At 71.2% G+C, this 25,887-nt stretch carries 20 protein-coding genes; 7 read left to right on the top strand and 13 right to left on the bottom strand.

The features are described 5' to 3' along the window. Positions 1-33: 33 nt before the first annotated feature. The 4 genes from glgB to ABZ622_RS25845 form a co-directional block, all read right to left on the bottom strand. Entirely contained in the window at positions 34-2,367 is a 2,334-nt protein-coding gene (glgB, locus tag ABZ622_RS25830) for a 1,4-alpha-glucan branching enzyme (protein WP_360546982.1), read from the bottom strand. Between the two features lie 54 nt (positions 2,368-2,421). Beyond that, positions 2,422-3,825: a maltokinase gene (locus ABZ622_RS25835; protein WP_360546984.1), complete on the bottom strand. Its 1,404-nt coding sequence runs from the start codon at positions 3,823-3,825 to the stop codon at positions 2,422-2,424. 239 nt (positions 3,826-4,064) lie between these two features. Continuing rightward, positions 4,065-5,771 carry a maltose alpha-D-glucosyltransferase gene (treS, locus tag ABZ622_RS25840; RefSeq protein ID WP_360546986.1) on the bottom strand — a complete coding sequence of 569 codons (1,707 nt, stop codon included), beginning with the start codon at positions 5,769-5,771 and terminating at the stop codon, positions 4,065-4,067. Continuing rightward, entirely contained in the window at positions 5,768-7,816 is a 2,049-nt protein-coding gene (locus ABZ622_RS25845; protein WP_360546988.1) for an alpha-1,4-glucan--maltose-1-phosphate maltosyltransferase, read from the bottom strand. Before ABZ622_RS25845 ends, treS begins: the two co-directional genes overlap by 4 nt. A 594-nt stretch (positions 7,817-8,410) precedes the next feature. Between ABZ622_RS25845 and glgP the strand changes: the two genes are divergently transcribed. Next, the gene (gene glgP, locus ABZ622_RS25850; RefSeq protein ID WP_360546990.1) at positions 8,411-11,017 is read left to right on the top strand and encodes an alpha-glucan family phosphorylase; all 2,607 of its coding nucleotides are present in this window, start codon (positions 8,411-8,413) and stop codon (positions 11,015-11,017) included. Positions 11,018-11,099: 82 nt separating this feature from the next. Here the strand turns inward: glgP and ABZ622_RS25855 are convergent, their stop codons facing one another. Both ABZ622_RS25855 and ABZ622_RS25860 read right to left on the bottom strand, forming a co-directional pair. Then, the gene (locus ABZ622_RS25855; protein WP_360546992.1) at positions 11,100-13,136 is read right to left on the bottom strand and encodes a M4 family metallopeptidase; all 2,037 of its coding nucleotides are present in this window, start codon (positions 13,134-13,136) and stop codon (positions 11,100-11,102) included. 163 nt (positions 13,137-13,299) lie between these two features. After that, positions 13,300-14,214 carry a TetR/AcrR family transcriptional regulator C-terminal domain-containing protein gene (locus ABZ622_RS25860; protein WP_360546994.1) on the bottom strand — a complete coding sequence of 305 codons (915 nt, stop codon included), beginning with the start codon at positions 14,212-14,214 and terminating at the stop codon, positions 13,300-13,302. A gap of 137 nt (positions 14,215-14,351) precedes the next feature. Here ABZ622_RS25860 and ABZ622_RS25865 point away from each other — a divergent pair, with 137 nt between their 5' ends. Then, on the top strand, positions 14,352-15,902 hold the full coding sequence (locus tag ABZ622_RS25865; protein WP_360546997.1) for an MFS transporter: 1,551 nt from the start codon (positions 14,352-14,354) through the stop codon (positions 15,900-15,902). A gap of 19 nt (positions 15,903-15,921) precedes the next feature. On the opposite strand, the gene ABZ622_RS25870 is transcribed toward ABZ622_RS25865, so the two are convergent. From ABZ622_RS25870 to ABZ622_RS25890, 5 genes are all read right to left on the bottom strand, one after another. After that, on the bottom strand, positions 15,922-16,953 hold the full coding sequence (locus ABZ622_RS25870) for an alcohol dehydrogenase (protein WP_360546999.1): 1,032 nt from the start codon (positions 16,951-16,953) through the stop codon (positions 15,922-15,924). Positions 16,954-17,072: 119 nt separating this feature from the next. Then, positions 17,073-18,845 carry an ABC transporter ATP-binding protein gene (locus ABZ622_RS25875; protein ID WP_360547001.1) on the bottom strand — a complete coding sequence of 591 codons (1,773 nt, stop codon included), beginning with the start codon at positions 18,843-18,845 and terminating at the stop codon, positions 17,073-17,075. Beyond that, entirely contained in the window at positions 18,842-20,470 is a 1,629-nt protein-coding gene (locus ABZ622_RS25880; RefSeq protein ID WP_360547086.1) for an ABC transporter ATP-binding protein, read from the bottom strand. The genes ABZ622_RS25875 and ABZ622_RS25880 overlap by 4 nt, the downstream gene beginning before the upstream one ends. A gap of 53 nt (positions 20,471-20,523) precedes the next feature. Next, positions 20,524-20,979, bottom strand: coding sequence for a hypothetical protein (locus tag ABZ622_RS25885; protein ID WP_360547003.1), 456 nt, complete (start codon positions 20,977-20,979; stop codon positions 20,524-20,526). Then, the gene (locus tag ABZ622_RS25890) at positions 20,976-21,236 is read right to left on the bottom strand and encodes a hypothetical protein (protein WP_360547005.1); all 261 of its coding nucleotides are present in this window, start codon (positions 21,234-21,236) and stop codon (positions 20,976-20,978) included. Before ABZ622_RS25890 ends, ABZ622_RS25885 begins: the two co-directional genes overlap by 4 nt. Positions 21,237-21,340: 104 nt before the next feature. Here ABZ622_RS25890 and ABZ622_RS25895 point away from each other — a divergent pair, with 104 nt between their 5' ends. The 3 genes from ABZ622_RS25895 to ABZ622_RS25905 all read left to right on the top strand — a co-directional run bounded on the left by ABZ622_RS25895 (position 21,341) and on the right by ABZ622_RS25905 (position 22,697). Then, positions 21,341-22,171 (top strand): helix-turn-helix transcriptional regulator, encoded by an 831-nt coding sequence (locus ABZ622_RS25895; RefSeq protein WP_360547007.1) that lies wholly within the window; start codon positions 21,341-21,343, stop codon positions 22,169-22,171. After that, positions 22,168-22,377: a DUF397 domain-containing protein gene (locus ABZ622_RS25900; protein ID WP_360547009.1), complete on the top strand. Its 210-nt coding sequence runs from the start codon at positions 22,168-22,170 to the stop codon at positions 22,375-22,377. The genes ABZ622_RS25895 and ABZ622_RS25900 overlap by 4 nt, the downstream gene beginning before the upstream one ends. Before the next feature lie 110 nt (positions 22,378-22,487). Then, on the top strand, positions 22,488-22,697 hold the full coding sequence (locus tag ABZ622_RS25905) for a DUF397 domain-containing protein (protein WP_360547011.1): 210 nt from the start codon (positions 22,488-22,490) through the stop codon (positions 22,695-22,697). A 24-nt stretch (positions 22,698-22,721) separates the two neighbouring features. Here ABZ622_RS25905 and ABZ622_RS25910 read toward each other — a convergent pair whose 3' ends face one another. Beyond that, a complete protein-coding gene (locus ABZ622_RS25910) occupies positions 22,722-23,504 on the bottom strand; it encodes an isoprenyl transferase (protein WP_360547013.1) in 783 nt (260 codons plus the stop codon). A 55-nt stretch (positions 23,505-23,559) separates the two neighbouring features. Further along, positions 23,560-24,219, bottom strand: coding sequence for a MarR family transcriptional regulator (locus ABZ622_RS25915; protein WP_360547015.1), 660 nt, complete (start codon positions 24,217-24,219; stop codon positions 23,560-23,562). Between the two features lie 205 nt (positions 24,220-24,424). Between ABZ622_RS25915 and ABZ622_RS25920 the strand changes: the two genes are divergently transcribed. Beyond that, positions 24,425-25,636 (top strand): cytochrome P450, encoded by a 1,212-nt coding sequence (locus tag ABZ622_RS25920; RefSeq protein ID WP_360547017.1) that lies wholly within the window; start codon positions 24,425-24,427, stop codon positions 25,634-25,636. Continuing rightward, positions 25,633-25,845: a ferredoxin gene (locus ABZ622_RS25925; RefSeq protein ID WP_360547019.1), complete on the top strand. Its 213-nt coding sequence runs from the start codon at positions 25,633-25,635 to the stop codon at positions 25,843-25,845. Before ABZ622_RS25920 ends, ABZ622_RS25925 begins: the two co-directional genes overlap by 4 nt. Positions 25,846-25,887: the final 42 nt, after the last annotated feature.

Raw genomic sequence — 25,887 nt, forward strand, 5'->3', positions numbered from 1 at the left:
AAAGGAATCGGCCACGCGCCTGCGAATTCCGGCTCACACCGGCTTGAACCAGACCGTCGCCAGGGGCGGCAGCGTCAACAGGATGCTGCCGGGCCGGCCGTGCGAGGCCACCGGTTCGGGCTTCAGCGGTCCGCCGTGGAGTACGCCGCTGCCGCCGTACCGCGCTGCGTCGGTGTTCAGGACCTCCGCCCAGGCGACCCGGTCCCCGGGCACCTGGGGGACGCCCACGCGGTACTCGTGCCGCACCACCGGGGAGAAGTTGCTCACGGCCAGGAGCGGTGAGCCGTGCGCGTCGTGGCGCAGGAAGGCGAAGACGTTGTCCTCGGCGGCGCCGCCGTCCACCCAGTCGAAACCCTCCGGAACGGTGTCGCGCTGCCAGAGCGCGGGAGTCTCGGCATAGACCGTGTTCAGGTCGCCCACCAGAGTGCGCACGCCCCGGTGGTCGCTCTCCGCGGCGTACGAAGGGTCGAGCAGCCACCAGTCCGGGCCGTGGCCCTCCGACCACTCCGCTCCCTGGGCGAACTCCTGCCCCATGAAAAGGAGTTGCTTGCCGGGGTGGGCCCACATGAAGCCGAGGTAGGCGCGGTGGTTGGCGCGCTGCTGCCACCAGTCGCCGGGCATCTTGGAGACCAGCGACCGCTTGCCGTGCACCACCTCGTCGTGCGAGATCGGCAGGACGTAGTTCTCGCTGTACGCGTACACCATCGAGAAGGTCATCTCGTTGTGGTGGTACTTGCGGTGCACCGGCTCCTTGGACACGTACTCCAGCGAGTCGTGCATCCAGCCCATGTTCCACTTCAGCCCGAAGCCGAGACCACCGAAGCCGCCGTGTCCGACGTCGTGGGTGGCGCGGGTGACGCCGTCCCAGGCGGTGGACTCCTCGGCGATGGTCACGGCGCCCGGGTTCCGGCGGTAGACGGTGGCGTTCATCTCCTGGAGGAACGCGACGGCGTCCAGGTTCTCCCGGCCGCCGTGCTCGTTGGGGGACCACTCGCCCTCCTTGCGCGAGTAGTCGAGGTAGAGCATCGAGGCGACGGCGTCCACCCGCAGCCCGTCGATGTGGAACTCCTCGCACCAGTAAGTGGCGTTGGCCACCAGGAAGTTGCGCACCTCGGTGCGCCCGAAGTCGAACTCCAGGGTGCCCCAGTCGGGATGCGCCGCCCGCGACGGGTCCGAGTGCTCGTACAGCGGGCGGCCGTCGAACTCCGCCAGTGCCCAGTCGTCGCGCGGGAAGTGTGCCGGCACCCAGTCGACGATCACCCCGATCCCGGCCCGGTGCAGGGAGTCGACGAGGAACCGGAAGTCGTCGGGGGTGCCCATGCGGGACGTCGGGGCGTAGAAACCGGTGACCTGATACCCCCAGGAACCGCCGAAGGGGTGCTCGGAGACCGGCATCAGCTCGACGTGGGTGAAGCCGAGATCCCTTACGTACGCCGGGAGCTGGGCGGCCAGCTGACGGTAGGTCAGGCCCGGTCGCCAGGACGGCAGATGGACCTCGTACACCGAGACCGGCGCCTCGTGCACCGGGACGTCCCCCCGGTGCGCCATCCACTCCTGGTCCCGCCACCGGTGGTGCGAGGCCGTCACGATCGAGGCGTTGGCGGGCGGCACCTCGGCGTAGCGGGCCATCGGGTCGGCGCGCAGTGTGTGCGAGCCGTCCGGGCGGCAGACGTCGAACTTGTAGAGCGCGCCCTCCCCGATCGCGGGCAGGAACAGCTCCCACACCCCGGTGGAGCCGAGCGAGCGCATCGGGAAGCCGGTGCCGTCCCAGTAGTTGAAGTCCCCGACGACCCGCACCCCGCGGGCGTTGGGCGCCCACACGGTGAACCGGGTGCCCGCCACCCCCTGGTGCTCCATGGGCTGCGCGCCCAGGGCGGTCCACAGCTCCTCGTGCCGCCCCTCGCCGATCAGGTGCAGATCGAGATCGCCGAGCGCGGGCAGGAAGCGGTACGGGTCCTGCACCTCGATCTCGTTGTCGTCGTAGGCGACCAGCAGCCGGTACTCGGGCAGCGCGGGCATCGGCAGCAGCCCGGAGAAGAACCCGTCGCCGTCGTCGTGCAGCTGGGCCCGCAGCCCCTTGGCGAGCACGGTCACCGACCGGGCGTACGGACGCAGCACCCGGAAGGTCACCCCGCCGCGGACCGGGTGGGCGCCGAGCAGGTCGTGCGGGGCGTGGTGCTCACCGGCGAGCAGCCTGCCCCGGTCGCCGTCGTCCAGGGGGTGCGCCCGCCGTACGCCCCGGCCGGCGGCGGTGCGGCGGGGGCGCGGTTTCGCGGCGGGGGCTGCCGCCGCCTCGGGTGCCGGTGGCGGGACTCGGGGGACATCAGTGGGGGCGGGCGTTTTGCGGGACGGCTTGCGGGCGGTCACGGGGACAGCCTCCTCGGAGGGGGTCGGGGGAAGAAGGGGGCGCGTGTCGGGCCGTCAGTCGTCGGCGGCGGCCAGGCGGTGGATCGCGGCCATCGGGACCGGCAGCCAGTCGGGCCGGTGCCGTGCCTCGTACAGCACCTCGTACACCGCCTTGTCGGTCTCGTGGGCGCGCAGCAGTTCCGGTTCGCCGCGCGGGTCGGAGCCCGCCGCGCGGGCGTACCCCTCGCAGTAGGCGGTCCGGCAGCGGGCCGCCCAGTCGGCGTTCCACGGGCGGTGCGAGCGGGCCGCGTAGTCGAAGGAGCGGAGCATCCCGGCGATGTCGCGGACCGGGAGCTGCGGCCGGCGGCGTTCGGGCAGCGGTCTGGCCGGTTCGCCCTCGAAGTCGATCAGTGACCAGAAACCGTCGGCCGCGCGGAGCGTCTGGCCGAGATGGAGATCGCCGTGCACCCGTTGGGCCGCCCGGTCGCGCGCCCGGTGCCCCAGCGCGGCCACCGCGTCGAAGGCGGTGCGCAGCCCGGGGACGTACGGCACGAGTTCCGGCACCGCCTGGGCGGCGGCCTCCAGCCGGCGCACCATCGCGGCGGCCAGGTGCTCGGTCTGGGCGCGGTGCAGGGCGGGCGTCGGCAGCGCGGCGGCCAGCGCGGTGTGCACCTCGGCGGTGGCCCGGCCCAGCGCGTGGGCCTCGTCGGTGAAGTCCCGGCCCTCGGCCAGGGCGCGCAGGGCGAGCTGCCAGCCGTCCTGCGCGCCGCTCAGGAACGGCTGGAGGACGCCGAGGGTGAGCGGCTCCGCGGCGGTGGCGGCCTCGAACCAGGCGACCGGGGCGGGCACCCGCCCGCAGCCCTCCCGCGCCAGCGCGAGCGGCAGTTCCAGATCGGGGTTGGTGCCCGGGAAGATCCGGCGGAAGATCTTGAGGATGTACGCGTCGCCGTAGACGAGCGAGGTGTTGGACTGCTCGGTGTCGAGCACCCGGGGCGCGAGGCCCGCCGCGATGGCCGGGCCGCTCCGGTCGAAGCGCAGCGCGCCCAGGGTGCCGGGCGTACGGAATCGTTCCAGCAGAAGCTCGGCCAGGCGTGGATCGTGCAGCGCCTCGTAGACGGTGCGGCCCGCCAGCGGCCCCCCGGTCACCCGGCCGATGAGTGCGGGCGCCAGCCGGCGCGGCAGCACGGCCCTTACGCCTAGCAGCAGTTGGTAGCAGTCGTCCGGCGACTGCGCGGGCATGGCCGGCTGATGGACCCGGACCAGCAGATGGAGCAGCCCGGTTCCGGTTCCGGCGGTGACGACCCCGGTGCCCACCGGCAGTATCTCGGTCGCCGACACCAGCGAGAACGCGGTGACCGGCCGTCCTTTCCCCGCGAACCACCGCTGCCTGGGCAGCCATTCGTGCAGCAGGGGGGCGAGAGACGGGAGCAGGGCTGGGCTGTCGGCCAGGGCGACCCGAAGGGATGCAGCCTCCGACATGGCATCGCGTCCTTTCCCCGGGCACACCACAGGATGCGAAGAGTGTCCCGGATTGCGGCAATAGCTGTCCGGCTGTGCGGGACGTGTCGGGTCAGGATGGTCCGTACGGACTCGACTCGATGGGATCGAAACGCCAGATGGGGCCCGGAAGGGGCCGTACGTGTGCGATGTGGGGGGAGGGTGCCCCGTGCGGGGCGGCGGAAACCGCCCCGCGACGGGTGGTACGACGTGCTGTCCGGTCAGCTCGGCGGCGCGTCCTTGCGCAGCCGGAACCAGTAGAAACCGTGCCCCGCGAGTGTCAGCAGGTAGGGCCACTTGCCGATCGCGGGGAAGCGCACCCCGCCGATCAGCTCCACCGGACGACGCCCCTCGAACGACCGCAGATCGAGCTCGGTGGGCTGCGCGAACCGCGAGAAGTTGTGCACGCACAGCACGAGGTCGTCGCCGTGCTCACGGGTGAAGGCGAGCACCGCCGCGTTGGACGACGGCAGTTCGTTGTACGAGCCGAGGCCGAAGGCCGGGTTCTGCTTGCGGATCTCGATCATCCGCCGCGTCCAGTGCAGCAGCGACGACGGGGAGGCCATCGCCGCCTCGACGTTGGTGACCTGGTAGCCGTAGACCGGATCCATGATCGTGGGGAGGTAGAGCCGGCCCGGATCGCTGGAGGAGAACCCGGCGTTCCGGTCGGGCGTCCACTGCATCGGGGTGCGTACCGCGTCCCGGTCGCCGAGCCAGATGTTGTCGCCCATCCCGATCTCGTCCCCGTAGTAGAGGATCGGGGAGCCGGGCAGTGACAGCAGCAGCGCGGTGAACAGCTCGATCTGGTTGCGGTCGTTGTCCAGCAGCGGTGCGAGTCGCCGCCGGATGCCGATGTTGGCCCGCATCCGCGGATCCTTGGCGTACTCCGCGTACATGTAGTCGCGCTCTTCGTCCGTGACCATTTCGAGGGTCAGCTCGTCGTGGTTGCGCAGGAAGATGCCCCACTGGCAGTTCGCCGGGATCGCCGGTGTCTTCGCCAGGATCTCCGAGACCGGGTAGCGGCTCTCGCGCCGCACCGCCATGAAGATCCGCGGCATCACGGGGAAGTGGAACGCCATGTGGCACTCGTCGCCGCCGGCCCGGTACTCGCCGAAGTAGTCGACGACGTCCTCCGGCCACTGGTTGGCCTCGGCGAGCAGCACGGTGTCCGGGTAGTGCGCATCGATCTCCTTGCGGACCCGCTTGAGGAAGTCGTGGGTCTCCGGGAGGTTCTCGCAGTTGGTGCCCTCCCGCTGGTAGAGGTACGGCACGGCGTCCACCCGGAAGCCGTCGATGCCGAGGTCCAGCCAGAAGCGGAGCGCGGAGATGATCTCCTCCTGCACCGCCGGGTTCTCGTAGTTGAGATCGGGCTGGTGGGAGAAGAACCGGTGCCAGTAGTACTGCTTGCGCACCGGGTCGAAGGTCCAGTTGGACGTCTCCGTGTCCACGAAGATGATCCGGGCGTCCGGGAACTGCTTGTCGTCGTCGGCCCAGACGTAGTAGTCGCCGTACGGCCCCTCGGGGTCGGTGCGGGACTGCTGGAACCAGTCGTGCTGATCGCTCGTGTGGTTCATGACGAAGTCGATGATCACGCGCATCCCGCGCTGGTGCGCGGCGTCGACGAACTCCACGAAGTCGGCCAGGTCACCGAACTCCGGCAGCACGGCGGTGTAGTCGGAGACGTCGTAACCGCCGTCGCGCAGCGGCGACTTGAAGAACGGCGGCAGCCAGAGGCAGTCGACGCCCAGCCACTGGAGATAGTCCAGTTTGGCGGTGATGCCCTTGAGGTCGCCGATTCCGTCGCCGTTGGAGTCCTGGAAGGACCTGACGAGGACCTCGTAGAAGACGGCACGCTTGAACCAGTCGGGATCGCGGTCCTTGGCCGGGGTGTCCTCGAACGTGTCGTGGACGGGCTCATTGACGATCATGGTGTGGGTGACCCTCCGGTCGGCGGGGACGGTCGCAGGACCACGACGTGCGCGGGCGTGACGCCCGGCTCTAGGCGCACGTAGAAGGTCCTGCCCCAGTGATAGGTATCGCCGGTGAGCTCGTCGCGCACCGGCACGCGCTCGTGCCGGTCGAGGCCGAGTCGCGGCATGTCCAACGAGACCGTGGCCTCGTGGGTGTGGTGCGGGTCGAGGTTGACGACCACCAGAACGGTGTTCGATCCCGAACGCTTGCTGTACGCGATCAACGCGTCGTTGTCGGTGGAGTGGAAGTGCACGTCGCGCAGTTGCTGCAACGCCGGATTGCGGCGCCGGACGCGGTTGAGCGTGGTGATGAGCGGGGCCAGCGAACGGCCCTCGCGCTCCGCCGACTCCCAGTCCCTGGGCCGGATCTGGTACTTCTCCGAGTCGAGGTACTCCTCACTGCCGGGCCGGACCGGGGTGTTCTCGCACAGCTCGTAGCCCGCGTACACCCCCCAGGCCGGGGAGAGCGTCGCGGCGAGCACGGCCCGCGCCTCGAAGGCCGGGCGGCCTCCGTCCTGGAGATATCCGGACAGGATGTCCGGGGTGTTCACGAAGAAGTTGGGCCGCATGCAGGAAGCGGTCTCGCCCGACAGCTCCATGACGTATTCGGTGATTTCCTGCCGGGTGTTGCGCCAGGTGAAATACGTGTAGGACTGCTGGAATCCGATGGACGCGAGCGTCTTCATCATCGCGGGACGGGTGAATGCCTCGGCCAGGAAGATCACATCAGGATCGGTCCGGTTGATGTCCGCGATCACCTTCTCCCAGAAGATCACCGGCTTGGTGTGCGGATTGTCCACGCGGAAGATCCGTACGCCGTGATCCATCCAGAACCGCAGAATGCGCACCGTCTCGGCGACCAGTCCGCCCAGATCCTTGTCGAAGGCGATCGGATAGATGTCCTGGTATTTCTTCGGCGGATTCTCTGCATGGGCGATCGTGCCGTCCGCGCGATGGTGGAACCACTCCGGGTGTTTCTCCACCCAGGGGTGGTCCGGAGAGCACTGGAGCGCGAAATCGAGGGCGATCTCCATACGCAGATCACGGGCGGTCGCAACGAAATGATCGAAGTCGTCGAGGGTGCCGAGATCGGGGTGCACGGCGTCGTGACCGCCCTCGGCCGAGCCGATCGCCCACGGCACCCCCACGTCGTGCGGGGCGGCCGACAGAGCGTTGTTGGGGCCCTTGCGGTGGGTGGTCCCGATCGGGTGGACGGGCGGCAGGTAGACCACGTCGAAGCCCATCGCGGCGACCGCGGGCAGCCGTTCGGCGGCCGTGCGGAAGGTGCCGCTGACGATCCTCGTCGGGGCCTTCGCCGCCTTCGGCCCCTTCCCGGCCCCGCCCTTGCGCCTCGCGGGCGGGCCGGCCCGCTCGACCCTGGCCCCCTCCGAGCGGGGGAACAGCTCGTACCAGGAGCCGAACAGCGCCCGTCGGCGCTCCACCAGCAGTGGCAGCGGCGGGGACGCGCTGACCAGTTCGCGCAGCGGATGACGGGCGAGCGCGGCCAGTGCCTCGGGGGCGAGCGCCGCGGCCAGCCGGGCGGCGGCCGGCCGGGACTCGTCGCGCAGCGCGTCCACGGCGGCCAGCACCGCCTCGCGCCCGTCCCGCTTGGGTACGCCGCCGGCGGCCCGCTCGTAGAGACCGGCGCCCTCCGCCAGGACGAGCGCGGTGTCGATCCCCGCCGGAATCTTGATCCCGGCGTGCTGCCGCCAGGTGGCGACCGGATCGCTCCAGGCCTCGACCGTATACGTCCAGCGGCCCTCCGAATCCGGGGTGACGTCGGCGCCCCAGCGGTCGGTGCCCGGGGCCAGTTCGCGCATCGGCGTCCAGGGGCCGGGGCGCCCGCCCCGGTCCGTCAGGACCACATTGGCGGCGACGGCGTCGTGGCCCTCGCGGAAGACGGTCGCGGTGACCTGGAAGGTCTCACCGGCAACGGCCTTGGCGGGCCTTCTGCCGCAGTCGACGAGGGGACGGACGTCGAGGACGGGAATGCGACCGATCATGGAATCACCTGGGGACTGGGCCCGGGACTGGGGCTCGGGCCGAACGGGACGCGGCACAGCGGCGGAGGGCGAAATTCGCGCACCGCGACCGATGGGGTCCGTCCTTTCTAGCTGCTCAATTGACGGCTGACCGTGTGTGGGCATGGCCGCTCCTGTCCGCATTCACTCGAATGGCAGTCGAATGGGCGGGGCACGGGTATGTTTCGCGGATGTCAACCGGGTGAAAACCGGTCCGCGGATGCCTCGCATCCTTGCTGCATCCGGGCATCTTCCATGTGGCACCCGGTGCGCACTCGGGCTGTGTACCGGAGAAGCCTTCCCACGATTCTCGGTGGGCCAATCCGGTGGTTTGTCAAATACTCGGGTGTTTCTGTGACGACCTGTTCGTGTCGGGCGCCGGCCCGTGTTCCGCGGGCCCTTCGGTGCCCCTCCGGACGCCACTGGGCAGCTTTCCCTCTGGTGCGGAGTGCCACAAGACCGAATGAGGGAACGGAATCGGCCATTACCTGTGTGGCCGATGTGCCGGAACGGGCGTGTGGGACGCACCGAGGTACGTCCCCTCGGATCCCCGCGTCCCCTGCGAAGGTGGAATACGTGAAGGCCATTCGTCGATTCACCGTGCGTCCCGTCCTCCCCGATCCCCTTCAACCGCTCAGCGACCTCGCCCGCAATCTGCGCTGGTCCTGGCACACCGAGACCCGTGAGCTGTTCCAGGCCGTCGACCCGGAGATCCGGGCGGCGGCGGAGTGCGACCCCGTGCGGCTGCTCGGTGCCGTCCGTGCGGGCCGGCTCGCCGAACTGGCCCGGGACGAGCAGTTCCTGCACCGGCTGACCGAGGCGTCCCAGGACCTCCGGAACTACCTGGACGGCCCCAGGTGGTACCAGGAACAGCTGAAGCTGGGCGCCGAACTCCCGGCCGCCGTCGCCTACTTCTCACCCGAGTTCGGGGTGACCGCCGCCCTGCCCCAGTACTCCGGCGGGCTCGGCATCCTCGCCGGCGACCACCTCAAGGCCGCCAGCGACCTCGGCGTCCCCCTCGTCGGGGTCGGCCTGCTCTACCGGCACGGCTACTTCCGCCAGAGCCTGTCGCGCGACGGCTGGCAGCAGGAGCACTACCCGGTGCTCGACCCGAACGAGCTCCCTCTCACCCTGGTGCGCGAGGCCGACGGCACCCCGAGCCGGGTGGTGCTGGCCCTGCCCGGCGGCCGTTCGCTGCACGCCCACATCTGGCTGGCCCGGGTCGGCCGGGTACCGCTGCTGATGCTCGACTCCGACGTGGAGGAGAACGCGCCGGGCGAACGCGAGGTGACCGACCGGCTGTACGGCGGCGGCAGCGAGCACCGGCTGCTCCAGGAGATGCTCCTGGGCATCGGCGGGGTGCGCGCGGTGCGCACGTTCTGCCGCCTCACCGGACACCCCGAACCCGAGGTGTTCCACACCAACGAGGGGCACGCCGGCTTCCTCGGGCTCGAACGCATCCGGGAACTCTCCGGCACCGGCCTCGACTTCGACTCCGCGATGGAGTCCGTCCGGGCCGGCACCGTCTTCACCACCCACACCCCGGTGCCCGCCGGGATCGACCGCTTCGACCGCGAACTCGTCGCCCGGCACTTCGGCGACGACGGCGAACTCCCCGGCGTGGGCGTCGAACGCATCCTGCAACTGGGCATGGAGACCTACCCCGGTGGCGAACCCGGCCTCTTCAACATGGCGGTGATGGGGCTGCGGCTCGCCCAGCGGGCCAACGGCGTCTCCACCCTGCACGGCTCGGTCAGCCGGGAGATGTTCGCCGGGCTGTGGCCGGGCTTCGACCCGGCCGAGGTGCCGATCACCTCGGTGACCAACGGGGTGCACGCACCCACCTGGGTCGCGCCCGAGGTCTTCCGGCTGCGCAACCGCTACGGCGGCACACCCGGACGCTGGGACTCCGCCGCCGAGGTCCCCGACCGCGAGCTGTGGGAGCTGCGGCGTTCGCTGCGCGCCCAGCTGGTCACCGAGGTGCGCGAACGGCTGCACGCCTCCTGGCGGGCCCGGGGCGCGGAGCCGGCCGAACTGGGCTGGATCGACTCCGTGCTCGACCCGGACGTGCTGACGATCGGCTTCGCCCGGCGCGTCCCCTCCTACAAGCGGCTGACGCTGATGCTGCGCGACCGCGACCGGCTGCGGGAACTGCTGCTCCACCCGGACCGGCCGGTCCAGATCGTGGTGGCCGGCAAGGCCCACCCGGCCGACGACGGCGGGAAGCGGCTGGTGCAGGAGCTGGTGCGGTTCTCCGACGACCCCCGGGTGCGCCACCGCATCGTGTTCCTGCCGGACTACGGGATGGCCATGGCGCAGAAGCTCTACCCGGGCTGCGACGTATGGCTGAACAATCCGCTGCGTCCGCTGGAGGCCTGCGGTACGAGCGGGATGAAGGCCGCGCTCAACGGCTGCCTCAACCTCTCGGTGCTCGACGGCTGGTGGGACGAGTGGTTCGAGCCGGACTTCGGCTGGGCGATCCCGACCGCCGAGGGTCTGGCCCTGGACGAGGACCGCCGGGACGATCTGGAGGCGGCCGCCCTCTACGAGCTGATCGAGGACCGGGTCGCGCCGCGCTTCTACGACCGGGGCGGCGAGGAGGGGCTTCCGGGGCGCTGGATCGAGATGGTCCGCCGCACGCTCGGCACGCTCGGTCCCAAGGTGCTGGCCGACCGGATGGTCTGCGAGTACGTGGAGCGGCTGTACGCGCCCGCCGCGCGCGCCGGGCGTGTGCTGGACCCCGGGACGGCGCGCCGGCTCGCCGACTGGAAGGCCCGGGTCCGGGCCGCCTGGCCGCGGGTGGCCGTCGACCATGTGGAGGCAGTGGCGCCCACCGCGGCGGACGGGTCGGCCGAGCTGGGCTCGGCGCTGCTGCTCCGGGCCAGGGTCGCCCTCGGGGTGCTGGAGCCGGACGACGTGGAGGTGCAGGCGGTGGCCGGCCGGGTGGACGCGGCCGACGGGATCTCGGACGCCCAGGTCTTCCCGCTGAAGCCGGCCGGGGGCCAGGACCTGGAGGGCCGCTGGCTCTACGAGGGGCCGCTCGCCCTCGACCGCACGGGCCCGTACGGCTACACGGTGCGGGTGCTGCCGGCCCATCCGCTGCTGGCGACCGGGGCGGAACTCGGCCTGGTGGCGCTGCCGGCGGAGGCGGCCGTGGACGGGGCGGGTGTGCTGATGCGCTGAGTGCGCGCCGGACGCGCAGCCGCCCGGCAGGGGCGTGAGCTCCTGCCGGGCGGTGGTCACCGGGTCATGACCGGTGCGGGGTTCAGAAGGTGAGCTTGAAGCTGTTGATCTTGCCCGTGTCGCCCGAGTAGACGTCCTGGACCTTGAGCTTCCAGGTGCCGTTGGCGACCTCGGACGACGCGTCGACCGTGTAGGTGCCGCGGACGTCGTCCGCCGGGTCGCCGGCCGAGGAGTTCTTCAGCCGGTAGGCGGTGCCGTCCGGGGCGACGAGGTCGACGACCAGGTCACCGCGGTAGGTGTGGGTGATGTCCACGTCGGCCTTGAGGGTGCTGGGCGCGTTGCCGGTGATACCGGTGACGTTGACCGAGCTGTAGACGGCCGCGCCGCGGTCCGGGATGGCGACGGTCGTCTTGCTCTCGAAGACCTTGCCGCCCGGGTCCGGGTTGCCGCCGCCGTCACGGGTGCCGACGTTGATGGCCGCCCAGGCGTTCATGACGGACTTGTACTCGGCGCTGGTGGTGCCGTACAGCTCACCGGCCACGGCGAGGGTGCCGGTGCGGGCCGCCGCGTAGTTGGTGGTGGAGGTGAACTTGGTGGAGAGCGCCTTGAACCAGATCTGCTCGGCCTTGGCGCGGCCGATGCCGGTCACCGGCAGGCCGTCCGAGGTCGGGGAGTCGTAGGAGACCCCGTTGATGACCTTGGCGCCGCTGCCCTCGGAGAGCAGGTAGAAGAAGTGGTTCGCCGGGCCCGAGGAGTAGTGGACGTCGATGTTGCCGATGCCCGAGTACCACGCGTCCTTGGACGCGCCGTCCTTGCTCGGCTTGTCCTGGTAACGCAGCGGGGTGCCGTCACCGTTGATGTCGATCTTCTCGCCGATGAGGTAGTCGCCCGGGTCGCTGGTGTTGTTCGCGTAGAACTCGACCGCGGTGGCGAAGATGTCGCTGGTCGCCTCGTTGAGGCCACCGGACTCGCCGCTGTAGACCAGGTTGGCGGTGGCGGCGGTGACGCCGTGCGACATCTCGTGCGCGGCCACGTCGAGCGAGGTCAGCGGGGCGGCGTTGCCCGAGCCGTCGCCGTACGTCATGCAGAAGCAGCTGTCCTGCCAGAAGGCGTTGACGTAGTTGTTGCCGTAGTGGACGCGGGAGTACGCGCCGACGCCGTCACCGCGGATGCCGGTGCGGCCGTGCACGTTCTTGTAGTAGTCCCACGTCTCGGCCGCGCCGTAGTGCGCGTCCGCGGCGGCCGTCTCGGCGTTCGACGGGTTGCCGTTGCCCCACACGTCGGTGGAGTTGGTGAACAGCGTCCCGGTGCCGGAGGAGCCGTGGTTCAGGTTGTAGGTCTTGTGGTTGCCGCGGCCCGTGTCCGTCAGGGTGTACGACGGTGCGGTGCCGAGGGTGACCTGGCCGCTGAACTGGGTGTTGCCGGTGCCGTTCTCGACACCCTGCCACTCGTACAGCTTCGCCCCGGTGGCCGCGTCGGTGATGACGTGCAGCTCGTTGGGGGTGCCGTCGTGCTGGAGGCCGCCGACGACGGTCTCGTAGGCGAGCTGCGGCTTGCCCTGCGCCATCCAGACCACCTTGCGGGGTGCCCGGTCGGCCTCGGTCTTCTTCGAACCGTCGGCCTTGGCGAGGCCGAGGGCCTGCTTCTCGGCCTTGGCGGGCGCGACGTCCGCCTTCAGGTCCACGGCCTTCAGCTGACCGCTGGTCACCTTGGAGGCCTTGGTGACGCTCTGGTTCGCCCCGGACTTGGACTCCATGACGACCATGTCGCCGCCGAGTACCGGAAGTCCGGCGAAGGTGCGCTCGTAGCGCGTGTGCGTGGTGCCGTTGTTGTCCTGGATGACATCCCGGACGACGAGCTTCTCCTGCGAGCCGAGACCGAGGTCCTTGGCCGTGTCCGCCTTGCTCGCGTCCGCCTTGCGGATCAGCTCGGCGCGCTGGGACGGGGAGAGCTGCTTGGCCAGGGCACCGTGGTCGGCGCCGGCCGCCGCCGAGGTCGCCGCGGTGGCGCTGCTGGGAGTTGCAGTGGCCGTGCCGGTCTGGACTCCGACGGCTACGAGGGCTGCTGCGGCTATCAGAGCGCCGGTCGCGGTGGCACGACGGCTGGGCGTGGATCTCACGCGGACTCCTTCTGCGAGGGGGGTACCGGCGGCACGGTGAGCCGTCCGGGGTGAGCGAGAAGAGCGCAGAACGGGGTGAAGAGTGTCAGCCGGAAGATGTTCCTGTCAGGACCGCGTCAACAAGTTGGCCGGAATTCGTTCGTTGCCGGAAACGTCGTGTTCGTTAAGCGGACGTTTCGCCGATCATCACCGCGATGCCGTCCAACGTCCTCCTGAGCCCGAATTCGAAGAGAATCCCGAGGTCGAGCTCGAACTCCTCGTGTTCGAACAACGAGTTGAGGAAGGGGTAGTCGCCACTGGCCGAGATGGCGTCGAATTGTGGCTCGTTTCTTTCCATCCACTCCTCCGCGGAGAGCCCGGTGTCCTGCCGTGCCTGCGATTCCAGCTCGCCGGCCATCGCCAGTCCCTGGACATGGGCGAAGAGCGTGAGGTGGATGTGGAGCTTCGTGCGCGGCGGCAGTCCGGTGCCGGCGAGGACGCGCAGCACCCACTCCGTGTACCGCATCGCGTGCGGGGACGCCGTCGGCCGAGTGAAGGAGGCCACGGCCTGGGCCAGCCAGGGATGGCGCCCGTACACCGACCGCAGCCACCGGGCGGCGAGTTCCAGCCCCGGCCGCCAGCCGTGCGGCACGGCGCCCAGCGGGTGTTCCGCGAACGCCTCGTCCGACATCAGCCGGACCAGCTCCGCCTTGCCCGGCACATGGCGGTACAGCGCCATGGTGGAGGTGGCCAGGATCGTCGCGACCCGGCGCATCGACACCGCGGGCAGCCCCTCGGCGTCGGCCAGCTCGATGGCGGTGCGCACGATGCGCCCGCGGCTCAGCGCGGGCCCGCCGCCCGCGCCGCCGGGGCCCGGCGCGGCCCGCTCGGCCACGACCGTGCCGACCCCCGGCACCGCCCGCACCAGACCCTCGCCGCGCAGCACCGACAGCGCCTTGGTGGCGGTCGCCATCGCGACCCCCCACTCCCGGACGATCGCACGCGTGGAGGGCAGCCGGTCGCCCGGGGCGAGCTCGCCGGAGACCATCCGGCGGCGCAGTTCACCGGCGATCCTGAGGTAGGGCGGTTCGGTCGTCATCCGGGCACTGTACTAGTGCACCATTTACGGCGTACGCCCCGTCAACCCGGGGAATTCCGGCGGCAGTCCGGAGCAGGTGGGCAGCTGCACTACGACGGTGTTTGCGGTGTACGCGAGGCGACTGCTGTGCTCCCGCCATGACTTCAGGACCGCACACCCCGGCCCCGGCCGCCGCCGCCCCGCCGGAGCCCGCCGCCCCGCGCGCCGGGCGCCGTGAATGGATCGCGCTGGGCGTGCTGATGCTGCCGCTGCTCTTCGTCTCGATGGACGTCTCCATCCTCTTCTACGCCCTGCCGGCCATCGGCGCGGACCTCGAACCCGGCTCCACCCAGCAGTTGTGGATCCTGGACATGTACGGCTTCGTCCTCGCCGGGCTCCTCATCACGATGGGCGCGCTCGGCGACCGCGTCGGCCGCCGGAAGGTGCTGATCGCCGGCACGGTCGTGTTCGCCGCCGCCTCGGTCGCCGCCGCCTACGCGCAGTCCCCCGGGGCACTGATCGCCGCCCGCGCACTCCTCGGCGTGGGCGGCGCCTGCCTGATGCCCTCCACCCTCGCCCTCGTACGCAACCTCTTCCACGACCCCGGACAGCGCTCCCGGGCGGTCGCCGTCTGGACGACCGTGCTGGCCACCGGTATCTCCGTCGGCCCGGTCCTCAGCGGGGCACTCCTCGAACACTTCTGGTGGGGCGCCGTGTTCCTCGTCAACCTGCCCGCCATGGCGCTGCTGCTGGTCCTCGCCCCGCTGCTGCTGCCGGAGTCCAAGGCACCGGCCCGGGGCAGGTTCGACACCCTGAGCGCGGTGCTCTCGCTGGCCGCGCTGCTGCCACTGATCCACGGCATCAAGGAGCTGGCCAAGCACGGCTGCCGGCCGCTGCCGGCCCTCGGGATCGCCGCCGGACTCTGCCTGGGCTTCGTCTTCCTCCGCCGGCAGGCCCGGCTCGCCCACCCGATGGTCGACCTCGCCCTGCTGCGCCGCCGCGCCTTCGGCGGATCGGCCGTCGTCAACCTGCTGGCCATGGCGGCCACGGTCGGATTCGCCCCGTTCTTCTCCCAGTACGTGCAGTCCGTCCTGGGCAAGAGCCCCTTCGAGGCGGCGATGTGGAGCCTGGTGCCGTCCCTCGGCGTACTGGTCGCCGCCCCGGTGGGCGGTGCGCTCGCCCGCCGGTTCGACCGCGGATACGTGATGGGCGGCGGGTTCCTCGTGTCCGCCGCGGGATTCCTCTGGCTCACCCGGACCGGGGTGGACACACCGCTGTGGACGACGCTCGCCGGGTCCGCCGTCTACGCGGGCGGGCTGGTCGCCGCGATGACCCTCGCCAATGAACTCGCGCTCGGCGCCGCACCGCCCGAGCGCGCAGGCTCCGCCGCCGCCGTCCTCGAATCGGGCCAGGAACTCGGCGGCGCCCTCGGGATGGCGCTGCTCGGCTCGGTCGGCGCCGCCGTCTACGGCCGGGACATGAGCGCCACGGTGCCCGCCGCCGTGCCCGACGCGGCACGCGAGACCCTGGGCGGCGCGGTCGCGGTGGCCCGGCAGCTCCCGCACCGGCTGGGAGAGACGGTGCTCGCCTCGGCGGACCGGGCCTTCACCCACGGCCTGGGCATGGCCGCGGCCGGTGCCGCCGCCGTGATGACCGGCGCCGCCGTGCTCTCCGTCCTCCTGCTCCGGGGCGTCCGCACACCGCGCTGAGGCCCGCGGCGGCCGGGGATCAGCCGGTGGTGAGCACCATCCGGAAGCGGGCCGCGCCGGACATCATCTTCTGGTACGCGGCCTCCGCGCCGTCCAAAGGCACGGTCTCGGTCATCGGGCGGATCCCGTGCAGGGTGCTGAACGCCAGGGTGTCCTGCACGTCCTGCGCGGTGCCGGACGGGTGGCCCCGGACGACCTTGCCCGACATCAGCAACTGGTTCGGGCTGATCCCCAGCGGCTCGGCGTCCGCCCCGATGACCACCAGCTCGCCGCGCGGCGCTAGCCCCTCCACGGTCGCCGTGATGGCCGCGGAGTTGGCGGCGGTGGCCAGCACGACCCTGGCCCCGCCCAGGGCCTGGAGCGCGTCCGCGACGCCGGTGCCCGCGGTGCTGTCGATGTAGTGGTGGGCGCCGAGCTCCTTCGCGAAGTCGGCCTTCGCGGCCCCCCGGGCGATCGCCACCGTCTCGAAGCCCATCGCGGCCGCGTACTGCACACCCAGGTGCCCGAGACCGCCGATGCCCAGCACGGCGACCAGGTCACCCGGCCGGGCGGCGCTGCGCCGCAGCCCGTTGAACGTGGTCACCCCCGCGCACCCCATCGGCGCCGCGTCGACCGCCGACAGCGCGTCGGGGATCCGGGCCAGGGCGTCCGCCGGGACGACCACGCTCTCGGCGTAGCCGCCGTCGTACGCCCACCCGGGCACCTTCAGGTTCACGCAGACCACGAAGTCGCCCCGCCTGCACGGCGCGCAGTGACCGCAGCTGCCGCCGAACCAGCCCACCGCCACCCGGTCGCCCAGCCGCCAGGCACTCTCCGTGCCCTCGCCCAGCTCCTCGATCCGGCCGGCGATCTCGTGCCCCGGGACGACCGGGAACCGTACGCCCGGCAGCGCGCCGCTCACGAAGAGCGCGTCGCTGTGACAGACCCCGCAGGCGTCCACGGAGATCCGGACCTGCCCCGGACCGGGCTGCGCCACCGCACGCTCGACGATCTCGAAGGGGCCGCCGGCGGCTGCGGCCTGCGCGGCTCGGTAGGTACTGGGGACGCTCATCTGGCTCTCTCCGGGTCATGGGTGGACGGCCCCCGGAACCAGCAGACCAGCTCCGCCCCGCCCGCGCGCGCCGAGCGGTGCGGACGGGGGCGGGGCCCTTCAGCGCGAGGGCGGGGCCGTCAGGGCGAGGGCGGCCGTTCGCCGTGCCAGGAACGCCAGAGCGCGGCGTACGCACCGCCCGCCGCCACCAGCTCGTCATGGGTGCCCAGTTCGGTGATCCGGCCGTCCTCCATCACCGCCACCCGGTCGGCGTCGTGGGCCGTCTGCAGGCGGTGCGCGACGGCGACCACGGTCCGGCCTTCGAGCACGGCGGCCAGCGCCCGCTCCGTGTGCCGGGCCGTCCTCGGGTCCAGGAGCGCGGTGGCCTCGTCGAGTATCAGCGTGTGCGGATCGGCCAGCACCACGCGCGCCAGGGCGAGCTGCTGCGCCCGCGCGCCGTCCGGCCGGTGCGCCCCGTGGCCCAGATCGGTGTCCAGGCCGTCCGGCAGCTCGTCGGCCCAGTCGGCGCCGACCGCGGCCAGGGCCGCGCGCAGTTCGTCGTCGGTGGCGTCGGCCGAGGCGATCCGCAGATTGTCCCGGACCGTGCCGAGGAAGACGTGGTGCTCCTGGGTGACCAGGACGACATGCCTGCGCAGCCGTTCCGGGTCCAGCCCGGCGACCGGGACCTTCCCCACCGTCACCGAGCCGGTGCGCGGCGAGTCCATGCCCGCCAGCAGCCTGCCCAGGGTGGTCTTGCCCGCGCCGGAGGGGCCGACGACCGCGAGCCGCTCGCCGGGACGGACCGTCAGACCGACACCGTGCAGTACGTCGCCCCCGCCGTCGTACGCGTAGCGCACGTCCGTCACCTCGATCCGGTCGTCCGCCGGTGCGGGGGAGGCGGCCGGCGGCACATGCGCCGCCGGGGCCAGGCCCTCGACCCTGGCGAAGGAGGCGCCGCTGCTCTGGAGCTGCTCCAGCCGCTGGAGGATGGTGTCCAGCGGCTGGGAGAGCTGCCGCAGATAAAGGGCCGAGGCGACCACCGCGCCGAGGCTCACCGCGCCGTGGTCGTGCAGTACGCCGCCGGCCAGCAGGACACCGGCCACCGGAACGACGTACGAGACGTCCACGGCCGGGAAGAGCACACTGCGCAGGAACAGCGTCCTGGTCCGGGTCCTCCAGCACTCCTCGACGGCCTCGTCGCAGGCGGTGACACGACGCTGCTGAAGCCCGAGGGCCTCGACCGTGCGGGCCCCGGCGGCGGTGGCCGCGAGCTGCTCCGCGAGCACCGAGTTGGCGCTGCCCTCGGTCAGGTACGCGGTGAGCGCCCGGCGCAGGTACCAGCGCGCGGCGAACCAGATCCCGAGCAGCCCCAGCACCCCGCACGCCCCGAGCAGCGGGTCGAGCACGAAGACCGCGCCGAGAATGAACAGCGCCTGGACCGCGGCGATGAGGACCTCGGGCCCGGCGTCCCGGAGAGTGGCGCCGACCATGGCGACATCGGTGGTGCCCCGGGTCAGCAGATCGCCCGTCCCGGCCCGCTCGACCACCCGGGCGGGCAGCGCGAGCGTCCGGTCGGTGAACTCCTCGCGGATACGGGCGAGGGTCCGCTCGCCGAAGCGGTGTCCTACGTAACCGGCCCAGCGGACCAGGAGGAGCTGCGCCACGGCGAAGCCGAGGATGGTGAGCGCCAGACGGTCCACCGCGGCCACCCCGCCGCCCGCCCCGACCTCGTCGACGATGCGGCCGAGCAGCCACGGGCCGACGAGTCCGGCACCGGCGGCCAGCGCGTTGAGGCCGATCATGGCGGCGAAGACCCGGCCGTCCAGCCGGATCAGCCGGAACGCCGCGCGGAGTGTCCGGGACGGTTCGGCGACGGGCAGCGCCTGGGGCGCCGCTCCGGTTGCGGTGGTCATCGCACGGCCTCCCTGGACGGCGGGACGGTTCCTTCACCGGCGGGGTCCTCGTCCGTACCGCGCGACACCAGCAGGCGGTAGCCGGGCTCCCGGTCCAGGAGTTCCCGGTGGCTGCCGACGGCCGCGACGCGACCGTCGACCAGGTAGTACACGGTGTCCGCCCGGTCCAGCACGAGCGGTGAGGTGCTGGTGACGACGGTGGTGCGGCCGGCGCGTGCCGCGTGCAGCCGGGACGCGATGGCCGCCTCGGTGTGCGCGTCGACCGCCGAGGTGGGTTCCACCGCCAGCAGCACCTCGGGATCGGCCAGCAGGGCCCGGACCAGCCGGACGCGCTGGCGCTGGCCCCCGGAGAGGTTGCGGCCCTGCGCGTCGACGGGCGAGTCGAGCCCGTCCGGCAGCCCGCGCACGATGTCCTCGGCCACAGCCGCGTACAGGGCCCGGCCGATGGACTCCTCGTCCCGGTCCCGGGCGCCGCCGATCACCTCGCGCAGCGGGCCCGCGAACAGATCGGCCTCGTTGTCCGCGACCAGGATCCGCCGGCGCAGCTGCGTCAGGTCGATCTCGTCGAGGCGTATCGCGCCCCAGGTCGCGGCCGAAGCGGTGAACCGGCCGAGCCGCTCGACCACCGCCGCGGACTCCGACGGCCGGGCACCGGCCAGCGCGGTCAGCCGCCCGGGTGCCACCTCCACGCCGGACGCCGGATCATGGAGCGTGGCCGACGATCCTGGCCCGTCCGCCGCCGCTTCGCCGCCCGCGGAATCGGGCTCCAGGTCCAGGAACCGGACGACCCGGCGGGCGGCGACCAGTCCGCGGCTGAGGCCGTAGCCGCCCTCGATGAAGAACTCGACCGGCACCACGAGCACCGCGGCGTACCCGTAGACCGCGACCAACTCGCCGACACTGATGGCTCCTTCGGCCGCCATCCGGGCCGCGAGCCAGGTCACGGCCCCGAGGAACAGGGTGGGCAGACCGACACCGAGGGCCTGGATCCAACTGGTCACCGCGCCGACGCGGTACCCCTCCGCCCGCAACTCCTGCGAGCCGCGCCGGTAGCGCTCGGCGTACACCTCCTTGCCGCCGATGCCGTTGAGGACGCGCAGGCCCCCGACCATGTCCGCGAAACGGCCGGCGAGCCCGCCCTGCCGCTCCCGGTACGTCGCCTCGACCGCCTGCAACCGCCCCAGCAGCGGGCCGACCAGCACCGCGAGCAACGGCACCCCGAGCAGCACCACAGCGGCGAGCAGCGGTGACACGGCAAGCAGCAGCGCGGCCACGACGAGGAAGGCGACCACCGCGCCGACACCGGGGCCGGTGATGGTCAGCGTGTTGGCGATCACCCCGACATCGCCGAATCCGATCGTGACGACCTCCCCGGCCGTGACCCGGCGCGGCAGCGCCCCGCCCAGCCGAGTCGCCTGCCCGACCACGGCCCGCACGGAACGGAACGCGGCGTCCAGCCGCACCCTGGTCATCGTGCGGTGCCGCATGACGGCCAGCCAGGCGTTCAGCACCCCCACGCCCAGCAGCGCCGCGACCCAGCCGGCCAGCGCGGGCCACCGCCCCGGTTGCAGCCCGTCGTCGATGGCGCGGGACAGCAGGTACGGCGGCAGCGTCAGGCACACCATCCAGGCGCTGCCGAGCAGCGCGCCGGCGGCGACCCGGCGGCGCTGGCAGACGATCAGCCACCACAGGTACCGAAGGGCACTGCGGCGGTCGGGGGGTCGCACGGGGCGCGACGAGCGATTTCTGATCTTGATCCCTCCCCGAGGTGGCGGCGGAGCGTGTTCACGGGTGCCTGTTCCACGGATCGTACGGACAGCGTGTACGTGCAGTCCGCGTCGGGGACGACGACGAGGAGCGGGGCGCCGCTCCTGATGTGCGCCTGGGCGGCGCGTTGGCCCTCGCGGTCCTCGTACCAGGCGCGGAGCTCCGCGAGGTGGTCGTCGAGGCCGAGCCGGTCCACGATCCACAGGGCCTGTCCGCCGAGCCAGCGCAGGGCGAGGACGGGGGAGATGGTCCGGAAGGTGCCGAGGACGTACCGCGCCGTTTCGCCCGTACCGCACACGAGCCCTTCGGCAAGAGCTTCGCACCGGTAACTCGGTTGCCGGGGCCGTGTGTTCACGTCGCCGGTCACAGGATCCGCCCCTTGCTCCGGGCGTTGCACCGCGAGATCTCGGCCCGCAACCGCTCTATGGGACTCGGCTCCCGTACGTTTACGGGCTCCGCCTCCCACTCCGTCCCGCCGCAGACCGGCCGCAGGGACCAGTACGGGCCGGCCACTCCCCGGAACTCACCCACCCGGTCACGACGGCTGGTGTCCACCAACATCGTGCCGGGGGCGGGGACTTGCGAGGGCTTCTGCTCACTCGGGGGGCCGTCTTGCACAGACATGGGCCACTCCTCTCCGTAACGGTTCCGCTACCAAGGGGGATCAGCGTGGCTTAGAGTCAGGGGGTCTTCAACTTACGCAGACTGACAGGCAAGTTAGGCGTCAGATGGTGAATCGGAAGGAACTGGACCCCGATCGGTCGCCGAGTGCGGCATTCGGGGCGCGACTTCGCAGCTTGCGGGACGAGCGCGGCTGGACGCAGGACGAACTGGGCGAGCGCATGGGATGCTCCGGGGCCCATATTTCTGCTGTCGAAACTGGGCGACGGAAACCAACTCGGCAGTTCGCAGCAAGTGCTGACAGGACATTTGGAACCGGAGGCCGATTCGAGCGCCAGAGCCGGGCCGTCAGGTACAGAGCGCTGCTTGAGGGATTCCCGGAGTACGTCACTCACGAGGCGCGCGCAGTAGAGATCAGGCTCTACGAAGTCGGCGTCATACCTGGCCTGCTCCAGACGCCGGAGTACGCGTCAGCGCTCGGAGACAGCACGGTGAAGAGAGGCGTTGCCTCGCGGGAGCAGGCAGATGAGCGGATTGCGCTGGTTGCGCAGCGCCAAGCGTCGCTCGCGCGAACTCCACCCCCGCTGGTGTTCGTTGTGCTCGACGAGAGCTGCCTTCTCCGCCCCATCGGGGACGGCTCCCTCATGGATGCGCAGTTCGCGCGCCTGATTGAGTTTGCGGAGCTACCGAACACCGTGCTCCAAGTTGCCCCGTTCGACATCGGAGTTCGTCGCCCGATGACCTTGCCGGTAACCGTGCTCACAATGCCGGACCGCTCGCTCATGTCGTATGCGGAGTCTGCCAATCGGGGCCATCTTGAGCGGGACAGCCCATCGGTGCTGCCCATCCTGACGGACTACCATCAACTGCAGGCCGAAGCGCTGACGCGAGCGGCGTCCGTGGCCATGATCAACCAGTTACGAAAGGGCACCCCGTGACGACCGAGTCCCCCCGTTGGTTCAAGTCCTCATTCAGCGAGAACGGCGGCCAGTGCATCGAGGTCGCTGCCAACCTCGTCGCCCCGCTCGGCGTGGTTCCCGTGCGCGACTCGAAGATCCCGGGCGGCCCGGTGTTGAATGCCTCCGCCGTCTCGTTCGCCGCGTTCGTGGCGGGCGTGAAGGCCGGAGAGTTCGGCGCCGTCTGACCGGTCGGCTTCGCGGGTACTGATACCGAGTGCGACGTAAGCCCCGCCACGCTTCCTGGCGATCCGCCGGGAGCGTGGCGGGGCTTCAAGCGGCTACGAAAGGGCGCCCCGTGACGACCGAATCCCCCCGCTGGTTCAAGTCCTCCTACAGCAGCAACGGCGGCGACTGCATCGAGGTCGCTGCCAACCTCGTCGCCCCGCTCGGCGTGGTTCCCGTCCGCGACTCGAAGAACCCGGGCGGTCCGCAGCTGAACGCCTCCGCCGCCGCGTTCACCGCGTTCGTGGCGGGCGTCAAGACCGGGGAGTTCGGCGCCGTCTGACTGCCTTTCCGGCGCCGAAGACGGCTACTTGCCGAATCGCCGTTCGCGGCTCGCGTACGAGCGAAGTGCGCGCAGGAAGTCCACGTGACGGAACGCCGGCCAGTAGCAGTCCACCCAGTGCATCTCGGCATACGCGGACTGCCAGAGGAGGAAGCCGGACAGCCGCTGTTCTCCGGAGGTCCGGATGATGAAGTCGGTGTGGTCGGCCGTCGGCGAGTAGAGGTGCCGGGAGATGTCCTCGATGTCGAACCGTTCGACCAGTTCGGCAGGGTCGCCACCGGCGGCGATGTGTGCCTCGAAGGCGCTCTTCACCGCGTCGACGATCTCCCGTCGGCCGCCGTAGCCGACCGCGACGTCCACCTTGAGCCCGCCGCGCCCCGCGGTCGAGGCGGCGGCCTCCTTGAGTACCCGGGCACTGGCGCCGGGCAGCATGTCGAGCGAGCCGATCACCTGGACCTCCCAGGAACGGCCCGCGGCCGTGATGTCCCGGACGGTCGCTTCGATGATCTCGATCAGCGGGCCGAGCTGTTCGGCGGGGCGCCCGAGGTTGTCGTCGGAGAGCATGAAGAGCGTCACGCGCTCGATTCCGTCGGCAGCGCACCAGCCCAGGAACTCGGTCGTCTTGGCGCCGCCCGCCCGGTACCCCTCCCGGACGTCCGCGTGACCCGCCTGCCGGGCCCAGCGCCGATTGCCGTCGAGCATGATCCCGACATGCTGGGGCCGTGGCAGCCCGGCAAGGGTGGTGGCCAGTCGGCGCTCGTACACCGCCTCGATCGGCCGGCGGAGGAACAACGGGAGCAGCCTCATTCAGCATCTCCATCGCATTGTGGAAGCTCCCGGCGGACCCTACCAGGGGGATTCGTCACGCCAGTAGCTCGCGCCGACGGCCGGCCGACTCCAGCATGTCCAGGCTGACCTGCTCCAGGAACGCCCCTGCCTTGGCCATCCGCTGCCCCACGGGGCTGTCCGGCCCGGACACCTCTGCCATGGCCATCGCGGACCGCGCCGTTTCGAGTGTCTGCCGCGCGCTGAGCACGACGGATCGGTACCAGGCCTCGTCGTCGATCACGTAGACGTCGCGACGACGTTGTGGATCGCGCTCGCGCCGGACATAGCCGTGCTGGACGAGGTAGTTCACAGCCATGGAGACGGAGGCGGGGCTGACCTCCAGCCTGCGGGTCAGCTCGGCCGCGGTGCGCCTGCCCTCCTCGGACAGCAGCAGGTCCATGTGTACACGCGCCATCATCTTCGGCAGCCCCGCCCGGACCGCCGCCTCGATGATCTCCTCTCCCGCCGTGTCACCCGATGGCCCGGCCGCGCGCGGGGGTGCCGGTGTGCCACGCCGCGCTCGCCGGCCCGTCGCCCGGTGCGCCTGCTGGGGCAGGTAGCCGCCGGAGCCACCGTTGCGTCCGATCTCCCGGCTGATCGTCGAGGTCGGCCGGTCGAGCCGTCTCGCGATCTCGGAGTAGGAGAGCCCGTCGGCGATTCCGGCCGCGATGCGCTGGCGGTCCTGCTGGGTCAACCGTTCTCCTGGCATGCCGTCAGTATTGCTTTAGCTGTCATCCATTGCAACGCGATATTGCATTCGGCCGCATCGTCATTGCATCAATTTATGGCCTCTGAACTGCGTAAATGCATTTCGGTGGATTGACAGTAATTCTGAGGGCGACGTAGCTTTCAAGCATCACCAAACGCGTACTATCGCGAGATGAGCGGGGGAAATGATCATGGGTGAGTTACTGCACACCGTCACGACGATGCCCACGGAGCGCCAGTCCGGTTGTCCCTTCGACCCGCCGGCCGAGCTGGTCGACGCCCGCCGGCACAGCCCCATCAGCCGCTACACCTTCCCCGGCGGGAAGCCCGGCTGGCTGATCACCGGATACGACCTGGTCAGGTCGGTCCTGGCCGACTCGCGGTTCAGCTCGCGCAGGGAGCTCATGCTCCATCCGACCATCGACTACGGGGACATGCAGGCACCCCCGGCGCCGCCCGGCGAGTTCCTGCTCATGGACGAGCCCCGGCACAGCCGCTACCGGAAGCCGCTGATGGGCAAGTTCACCGTGCGGCGGATGCGACTGCTCACCGAGCGCATCGAACAGATCACCGCCGACCACCTGGACGCCATGGAGGCGGCCGGGACATCGGCGGACCTGGTGACCGCGTTCGCCAAGCCCATCCCCGCCATCGTGATCTGTGAACTGCTGGGGGTGCCGTACCAGGACCGGGAGTCCTTCCAGGAGCAGATCGACTCGTTCATGAACGGGGAGACGAGCGACGAGGACATGATCGCGGCCTACACCGCGACCCAGGACTACCTCGCGGAGCTGGTGGCCGCCAAGCGCGCGAACCCCACCGACGACGTGCTCAGCGACCTCACCGACAGCGATCTGACCGACGAGGAGCTGAAGGGGATGGCCCTGCTCCTGCTGGCGGCCGGGCTCGACACCACCGCGAACATGCTGTCCCTCGGCACCTTCGCGCTGCTGCGCAACCCGGAGCAACTGGCCGCGCTGCGCGCCGATCCCGCGCTCGCCGACCGGGCCGTGGAGGAGCTGCTGCGGTACCTCAGCGTCGCCAAGACGTTCATGCGGACGGCACTGGAGGACGTCGAGGTGGGAGGCAGGACCATCGAGGCCGGATCGCGGGTGATCCTGTCGTACAACACCGCCAACCGCGACCCCGAGCGCTTCACCGATCCCCATGTGCTCGACCTCCGCAGGCAGGGCGGCGGGCACCTGGCCTTCGGGCACGGCATCCATCAGTGCCTGGGGCAGCAACTGGCCCGCGTCGAGATGAAGGTCGCGTTCCCCGCGCTGTTCGACCGCTTCCCCACCCTGCGTCTGGCCGTACCGCCGGAGGAGGTCGTCCTGCGTCCGGAGACCGCGGACATCTACGGGGTGAAGAGCCTCCCGGTCACCTGGGGGCCTGAGCGATGAGGATCACCGTGGACGCCGGGCGTTGCGTCGGCTCCGGAATGTGCGTGTTCACCGCCGGTGAGGTGTTCGACCAGGACGAGGACGACGGCAGGGCGATCGTGCTGCGAACCGAGCCGCCCGCCGGGACGCGGGACTCGGTACGCCGGGCCGTCGACCTGTGTCCGGCCGGGGCGATCGCCCTGTCGGACCCCGGCGCCCCGGCCCCGTAGGCGGTCGCCCTTGGACGACCGCCACTCGCCCCGACGGCCGTT

It is taken from the genome of Streptomyces sp. NPDC007164, from assembly GCF_040634135.1.
Classification (GTDB): domain Bacteria; phylum Actinomycetota; class Actinomycetes; order Streptomycetales; family Streptomycetaceae; genus Streptomyces; species Streptomyces sanglieri.

Excerpts from the sequence above, each read along its gene's own strand:
- ABZ622_RS25835 (WP_360546984.1), bottom strand. The coding sequence starts at position 3,825 with ATGTCGGAGGCTGCATCCCTTCGGGTCGCCCTGGCCGACAGCCCAGCC.
- treS (WP_360546986.1), bottom strand. The coding sequence starts at position 5,771 with ATGATCGTCAATGAGCCCGTCCACGACACGTTCGAGGACACCCCGGCC.
- ABZ622_RS25845 (WP_360546988.1), bottom strand. The coding sequence starts at position 7,816 with ATGATCGGTCGCATTCCCGTCCTCGACGTCCGTCCCCTCGTCGACTGC.
- ABZ622_RS25860 (WP_360546994.1), bottom strand. The coding sequence starts at position 14,214 with ATGACGACCGAACCGCCCTACCTCAGGATCGCCGGTGAACTGCGCCGC.
- ABZ622_RS25865 (WP_360546997.1), top strand. The coding sequence starts at position 14,352 with ATGACTTCAGGACCGCACACCCCGGCCCCGGCCGCCGCCGCCCCGCCG.
- ABZ622_RS25870 (WP_360546999.1), bottom strand. The coding sequence starts at position 16,953 with ATGAGCGTCCCCAGTACCTACCGAGCCGCGCAGGCCGCAGCCGCCGGC.
- ABZ622_RS25875 (WP_360547001.1), bottom strand. The coding sequence starts at position 18,845 with ATGACCACCGCAACCGGAGCGGCGCCCCAGGCGCTGCCCGTCGCCGAA.
- ABZ622_RS25880 (WP_360547086.1), bottom strand. The coding sequence starts at position 20,470 with ATGGTGTGCCTGACGCTGCCGCCGTACCTGCTGTCCCGCGCCATCGAC.
- ABZ622_RS25890 (WP_360547005.1), bottom strand. The coding sequence starts at position 21,236 with ATGTCTGTGCAAGACGGCCCCCCGAGTGAGCAGAAGCCCTCGCAAGTC.
- ABZ622_RS25895 (WP_360547007.1), top strand. The coding sequence starts at position 21,341 with ATGGTGAATCGGAAGGAACTGGACCCCGATCGGTCGCCGAGTGCGGCA.
- ABZ622_RS25910 (WP_360547013.1), bottom strand. The coding sequence starts at position 23,504 with ATGAGGCTGCTCCCGTTGTTCCTCCGCCGGCCGATCGAGGCGGTGTAC.
- ABZ622_RS25920 (WP_360547017.1), top strand. The coding sequence starts at position 24,425 with ATGGGTGAGTTACTGCACACCGTCACGACGATGCCCACGGAGCGCCAG.
- ABZ622_RS25925 (WP_360547019.1), top strand. The coding sequence starts at position 25,633 with ATGAGGATCACCGTGGACGCCGGGCGTTGCGTCGGCTCCGGAATGTGC.